This is a genomic window from Ruoffia sp. FAM 20857, from assembly GCF_045528645.1.
GTDB classification, from domain to species: Bacteria; Bacillota; Bacilli; order Lactobacillales; family Aerococcaceae; genus Ruoffia; species Ruoffia halotolerans.
The window spans coordinates 1-5,817 of record NZ_JBGQRB010000072.1 but is presented as its reverse complement, the minus strand read 5'-3'; the positions used below and the strand labels follow the sequence as shown (position 1 = coordinate 5,817).

Annotated in this window: 6 protein-coding genes and 1 pseudogene; 2 read left to right on the top strand and 5 right to left on the bottom strand. The window is 39.2% G+C overall.

What is annotated here, in order from left to right:
• Window positions 1–369: 369 nt before the first annotated feature.
• Window positions 370–1,032, bottom strand: a complete 663-nt coding sequence (locus ACEN4N_RS10905; RefSeq protein WP_407094233.1) for a hypothetical protein — start codon at window positions 1,030–1,032, stop codon at window positions 370–372.
• A 198-nt stretch (window positions 1,033–1,230) separates the two neighbouring features.
• Between ACEN4N_RS10905 and ACEN4N_RS10900 the strand changes: the two genes are divergently transcribed.
• On the top strand, window positions 1,231–1,677 hold the full coding sequence (locus ACEN4N_RS10900) for a pyridoxamine 5'-phosphate oxidase family protein (protein WP_407094232.1): 447 nt from the start codon (window positions 1,231–1,233) through the stop codon (window positions 1,675–1,677).
• A 17-nt stretch (window positions 1,678–1,694) separates the two neighbouring features.
• Here ACEN4N_RS10900 and ACEN4N_RS10895 read toward each other — a convergent pair whose 3' ends face one another.
• A complete protein-coding gene (locus ACEN4N_RS10895) occupies window positions 1,695–2,183 on the bottom strand; it encodes a DUF1456 family protein (protein WP_197104632.1) in 489 nt (162 codons plus the stop codon).
• A 94-nt stretch (window positions 2,184–2,277) separates the two neighbouring features.
• Between ACEN4N_RS10895 and ACEN4N_RS10890 the strand changes: the two genes are divergently transcribed.
• Window positions 2,278–3,171 carry an RluA family pseudouridine synthase gene (locus tag ACEN4N_RS10890; RefSeq protein ID WP_407094231.1) on the top strand — a complete coding sequence of 298 codons (894 nt, stop codon included), beginning with the start codon at window positions 2,278–2,280 and terminating at the stop codon, window positions 3,169–3,171.
• A 186-nt stretch (window positions 3,172–3,357) separates the two neighbouring features.
• On the opposite strand, the gene ACEN4N_RS10885 is transcribed toward ACEN4N_RS10890, so the two are convergent.
• From ACEN4N_RS10885 to ACEN4N_RS10875, 3 genes and pseudogenes are all read right to left on the bottom strand, one after another.
• A complete protein-coding gene (locus tag ACEN4N_RS10885) occupies window positions 3,358–4,872 on the bottom strand; it encodes a helix-turn-helix domain-containing protein (protein ID WP_407094230.1) in 1,515 nt (504 codons plus the stop codon).
• Window positions 4,869–5,681 carry a hypothetical protein gene (locus ACEN4N_RS10880; protein WP_407094229.1) on the bottom strand — a complete coding sequence of 271 codons (813 nt, stop codon included), beginning with the start codon at window positions 5,679–5,681 and terminating at the stop codon, window positions 4,869–4,871. Before ACEN4N_RS10880 ends, ACEN4N_RS10885 begins: the two co-directional genes overlap by 4 nt.
• 19 nt (window positions 5,682–5,700) lie before the next feature.
• Window positions 5,701–5,817 (bottom strand): annotated as a pseudogene (locus ACEN4N_RS10875) (IS30 family transposase); the annotation flags it as partial.

Sequence of the window (5,817 nt, the reverse complement as noted above, 5' to 3'; positions counted from 1 at the left end):
ATGACGGATTGTCTACAAATATTTAGTCTTTATACCTTTGAGTCTACGATTATTATGACAGAAATAAACTTAGTTCACGAATGAAATGAGTGTGGCTCAGTTTGTCCACGTTCATAGGACCAGTATACCCGCAACTAAATTTCCATAGCGTCGTGATCCGACTCGACGTACCGCAAATGAAAATACGGAGTGTCGTGCCACCACACGACGCCCCGCAACTAAATTTCCGTAGCGTCGTGATCCGACTCGACGTACCGCAAATGAAAATACGGAGTGTCGTGCCACCACTCGACACCCCGCAAACCAAAATCCACACAAAAAAACGCCGACCCAGGAAACATTCCCAGATCAGCGGTTCTCACCTAAACTCTATTCACTTTCATCATTGCCAAACACAGTGCTGCGATTACTATTATTACTGAAATCGTAATTATAATAATCATTACTTGGAGTTTCTTCTTCTGGTAGAGAACCTTCATCAATGGGCTCTTCGTAAGAAGGTTCCTCATATGAAGAATCTGGTTCCTCGTAAGACGGCTCTTCGTATGAAGACTCCGGTTCTTCGTAAACAGGCTCCTCATAGACAGGTTCTTCATACACAGATTCTTGTGCAGCGTCTATCGCTTGTTGCACTGCAGTAGCGAATAAGTTAAAGTCGCTGACACCATCGTAAGTTGGCAGTCCGTATTCAATCGCCAAGTTATTCCAGTAAATTAACTCATCTTCTGTATAATCTAGCTCTTCTTCGGCCACTTCAATCGGTAAGTACACCATTAATTCGGGATCTGGCACAAAGATTGCCATCCCAAGTTTGACCTCGTCTTCAGTGTTCGTCTCCACTTCAGAAACTTTTTCAGTCTCAACTGCTGATTCAGAATCTGTTTGTATTTCTGCTTCTTCATTTTTATTACCATTTCCATCTTGGACGGGTTCGTGTACGTAGCCCTCAGTTCTCCCAGCTGGTGGTTCTGAGTCCAAGTACCCACACCCGCCTAGTATAAATAAAGAACTAAATAAGATTAATTTTTTCAACATTCTTCCCCCTATGGTCAGACCATATTCATTCATTAATATATCTAATGTACAGTTATCGGTAATAAAAAGCAATATCCACTTGAAAATATCATATCCTCTTCACATTTGTGTTACATTTCACCTATATAAAATAATTTTATAAAAGCGAATCCATATGCTATAATAAAAGAAAATAAAGAGCGAAGGAGTGTTAACATGGAAGTAAATGATATTATGCAAATTCTGGAAAAAGATATGAAAGTTGCTGTCTTTGCAACGGTGGACGAGAACGGAAAACCGCATGCGAGACATGCCCATATCGGCGTGGCTAACGAGCAGGGCGTCTTTTTCATGACCAGTCCCACGACGGATTTTTATAAACAACTTAAGCACAATCCAAATATCGCTATTACCACAATGTCTGAAGAAGGCTATCTCGTTCAAGTGATCCGAATCGAGGGAAAAGTGCGCCAAGTTGGGAAAGACCGCCTTCAGGAACTGCTTACGAACAATCCATATGTTGAGCAAGTGTATCCAGATGACGACATTCGCCAAGGCATGCAAGTTTTTCATTTATACGAAGGCGAGGGCTTCTATCACAGCATGTCTCAAGGGCACAAGTATGTCTTTTCAATTGGACACGAAGAAGAAACCGACGCATAAGGCGTCGGTTTTTTTCTCTAAGAGCGGTATTCAAAGGATAGGCCTTTGAGGAAATTACGGATATAACGGTCGCCACAAGGTTTATAATTGCGGTGGCCTTCTTTGCGTAGAACAGCACTTAATTCGCTGTTAGAAATCTCAACCCCCGCCGTTGCTAAAATATCTAAAATATCGTCAGTGGTTAGGGAGAGAGCAATCTTTACTTTTTTCAGTAAAATATTATTCGCATTCTCTGGATTCAGTTCAAGTCTCGGCTCACCAGCGCCTTCTTTCTTACCGCGTTGGGAGATGATTAATCCGTTTAAAAAGCGTTCTAACTCTTGATCAGTGAGTGTTTGGACGAATTGGTTTTCTTGAGTCGGATCCTCTTTAGGTAATTTCTTCAATAATTGAACAACATCTTCTTGGGTAAGGGTAACTCCACCCATCGAAAAGATGGTGACCATATCGCTATCTTTAATATCTAACGCATAGCGCAAGCGTGTTAACCGATCGTTATTATTCATAATCTGCCTACCTTTCATTGTTTTACGATTATACCAAACTTGTAGCACTTTTTCTGCTATACTACAAAAACAAGTTGAAAAAGAGGTGAGTTCAGTGAAGATACAAAAAAATAACCCCAACATGATTTACTATACAGCCGAAGAACCGACAGAATTGTTGAAATTCATGCTGGAACAATTAGCCCCCAAAAGTCGTAATGCAATCAAATCCATGCTGACACGCGGTCAATTCTTTATTGATGGAAAAGCAGTCACGCAGCACAATCATCCATTGAAAAAAGGTGATCAAGTCGGGATGTTATCGAATAAGAGCTTCAAAAAGATAGAGACGCTTGAAGGTCTACGGATTCTACATGAAGATGACGATATTATCGTGATTGATAAGGACGCCGGGATTTTGTCCGTGGCCGGCAAAGACCACGGAGAAGCGACGGCATACCGACAATTAATGCAGTATGTAAAAGCCGACCACCGCAACAATCGCATCTTCGTGGTGCACCGATTGGACCGTGACACATCCGGCGTGATGGTTTATGCCAAATCTGAAAGCATTAAAGAAAAGCTACAGGAGAACTGGCAGACGATTGTCAAAGAACGCATCTATACTGCGTTGGTTGAAGGCGTCGTTCGCAAACCCCAGGGGAAGATAGAATCTTGGCTAACTGAAAGCAAAACGATGAAAGTATACTCAAGTCGCTACGATAACGGTGGTAAGCACGCAATTACCCACTTCAAGAAAAAGCAAAATAGTGCGAACTATTCTTTATTGGAGGTTGAACTTGAAACAGGACGCAAAAATCAAATCCGCGTTCATATGGAAGAAATCGGCCATCCGGTGGCAGGTGACAAAAAGTATGGAGCTAAGACAAATCCGTTGAAACGACTCGGCTTGCATGCGACGACCATTGCCTTTGAGCACCCGCGGACAGGGAAAGTGGTGAAGTTTTCGTCGCCTGCGCCTAAAGGGTTTCTGAAAGTGTCTAGATAAGAGAAGATTATGTAAGAACTACCTGGGAAATGAGGTGGTTCTTTTTTTGATGAGTTTGGGATGGGGGTTCAAGTATTGTCACAAGCTCACATTGCCAATTTCTTACCCTTCTTTACATAAATACCCCAGTAACATTCAACTGCTACTGGGGTATATTTATGTATCTATTCTCAACACTATGTTGGTTTATTTGGTTAATTGCTGTTGTTTATCTTCGATAATACAGTTGAGGAGCTTCTCGATACGCTTAATATCATGGACCCTAGGATAGTGTTCAATGATAATGGTTGCTTTGTCGTTTAAGTCTGGCAGCTTAAAGGTGCTAAGGATTAAATCATAATCACTTGATTTTAATTTTTCAACTGAAATTTCGGGACTATGAAAAGTATGAATAGTCACGTTTTGACGTAGTTCAAAACTTAACAAGTTTTGAATCATTTTGGCATGTGAGAAGTGACTGTCGCTAATGACGAGTAGGGACACTTTTTGGTAACGTTCGTGTAGTTCGACGAGTAAATTATTCCAGATTGTTATTAAAGTATAGAGCAAGAGATAAATTTTATCTTCATGGAGCGGCTTATTAAGTCGTTTGCGATATTCAACAATACCAGTATAAAGCGTCTCATAGACCATAGGATATTGATGTTTAACGTGTTGGGCAAACAATTTGTTCCGGTTATATAAAATGTAGAACGCATTGGGATCATCATCTTCGAGGTAAGTAGTACCGTATAGAGAAGCGATGAGCCAATCGAATTCGGGTATGTCAATTTCCATCTGTTCTGAGAAATTTCTTAAGTAAGTTTCCAGATATGAGACGGAAAGATTAACCGTTGGATTTTTCTTGCGTAACTTATGCAAAGGTTCAATGCCGATGGCGATATTTTTCTTTAAGTAGGGATAAAAAAGTTGGTAGACTACTTCTGAAGTAATTGATAAGCCCTCGAATTCTTTAATATTTTTCGGGAGTATGAAAAATTTTAAAGCATTAAAAAAAGCTTTGAATAGAAGGCTCTCTTCATCTCTAGTGTCAACAAGGTGACCTTGTTTGTAACGGATAATGTTGACAGTAATCATTGTTTTTACAATATCGTAGAAAGCAAAGTCCACGAAGTCCGTCTCCAAATCACTGAATTTCGCCAAAAAAGCGATGACGGAATTGAGCATCTCATCAAAAAGGTATTCCTCGTAATCACGAAAAGGCCAATCGAATACAGTGCTGACTTCTTTGAAATACGCACGGTAATAGTTACGTATATATCGTTCATTGCCAACAAACCGGCAAGGATTGGATTCAATGCGACAGTCATATGCAGAAAAATAATGATTTAACTGATCGATCGTTCGACAGATGGTTGAAGGACTAGATTGTAAAATACTACCCAACTCACTCATACTAAGGCTTTCGTTAAAGAAAAGCTCTTCCAATATTTGAAAAGGTAAGGTTTCTCTCAACAAACCAGAATAATAGTCTTGGATTCCAGTTGAGTAATCACTGATGATGCGGATACCTTTGGGACCGGTCTGGAATCGAATATTGGGATCGTAATTGCGAATAAAGCTAATGTCTTCTTTGAGCGCACGAGTTGAACTATTTAATTGTTTGGATAGCTCAGCGATAGTCATCCAATCGTCTGCTTCTAGAAGCAATTCAATCAGTGAGAGTCTACGATTGTCCGTGGATTTCAAAAAATCTCTCATAATTCTCCTTTCAATGGGGTAGTAACAGGTGATTCTAGGTTATTCGCATCGTCAAACGAGTTTTTGCCTTTGATGATGCGATTTAAGACTGTTTCAATGCGATGAATATCTTTGGAACTCAGATAATGTTTGATGACCAGATTAAATGTATCCGTCATTGGTGGTAGCTTGAAGGTTGAGATAATTAAGTCATAATCTAATTCATCTAAAATCTCTTGCGACAGCAAGTGACTTTCATATGTATCAATCCTAATATTAGGGCTGAGTTCAAAAGACAGCAAATTCTTAAGCATATTCGCATGTGAATAATGCCCATCACTCAAAATCAAGACAGATGTATGTTGGTACTTAGTATATAAATCTAATAGCAAATTTTCCCAATTTGTGAAAAGGATATAAACTAAGTAGTTTACCTTATCTTCATTATCCTCCAGTTTTAATAACCGTCTAAACTCAACCATTGCTTCATACAATTCACGATACACAAAAGGAAATTGATGATTGATAGCTTGGTTAAACATCTTATTGCGGTTATATAATATGTACATTCCATTTGGATCATCATCTTCGATATGGACAGTTCCATATAGTGGAATCATTAGACTAGTTGGGTCAACGTCAATATCAATCACTTTGGATAAAGCAGTTAAAGATGTCGTTAAGTGAGTTAAAGCAGTATCGATGTGGTTTTCTCTCGTTCGGAGTTTATCAAGTTCTTTTAGACTAAAGGCATTCCCCTTCTTAAGATAAGGATACAAAATTTGATAAATATACTCAGTTGTGATTGGAATCCCGTTAATACCCGACATGTTTTTAGGTCTTAAATTGTCAAATTAAGTGCAACACAGTTTTATAAAAGATTTCATAAGGTGTTTTCCAATTCAAACATTTTTTGGGACGTGTATTTAATTTCGTTGCCCAACCTTGTATCTCTTCATCAGTTGC

Coding starts and splice junctions, on each gene's coding strand:
- ACEN4N_RS10885 (WP_407094230.1), bottom strand. CDS start 4,872: ATGAGAGATTTTTTGAAATCCACGGACAATCGTAGACTCTCACTGATT.
- ACEN4N_RS10895 (WP_197104632.1), bottom strand. CDS start 2,183: ATGAATAATAACGATCGGTTAACACGCTTGCGCTATGCGTTAGATATT.
- ACEN4N_RS10880 (WP_407094229.1), bottom strand. CDS start 5,681: ATGTCGGGTATTAACGGGATTCCAATCACAACTGAGTATATTTATCAA.
- ACEN4N_RS10900 (WP_407094232.1), top strand. CDS start 1,231: ATGGAAGTAAATGATATTATGCAAATTCTGGAAAAAGATATGAAAGTT.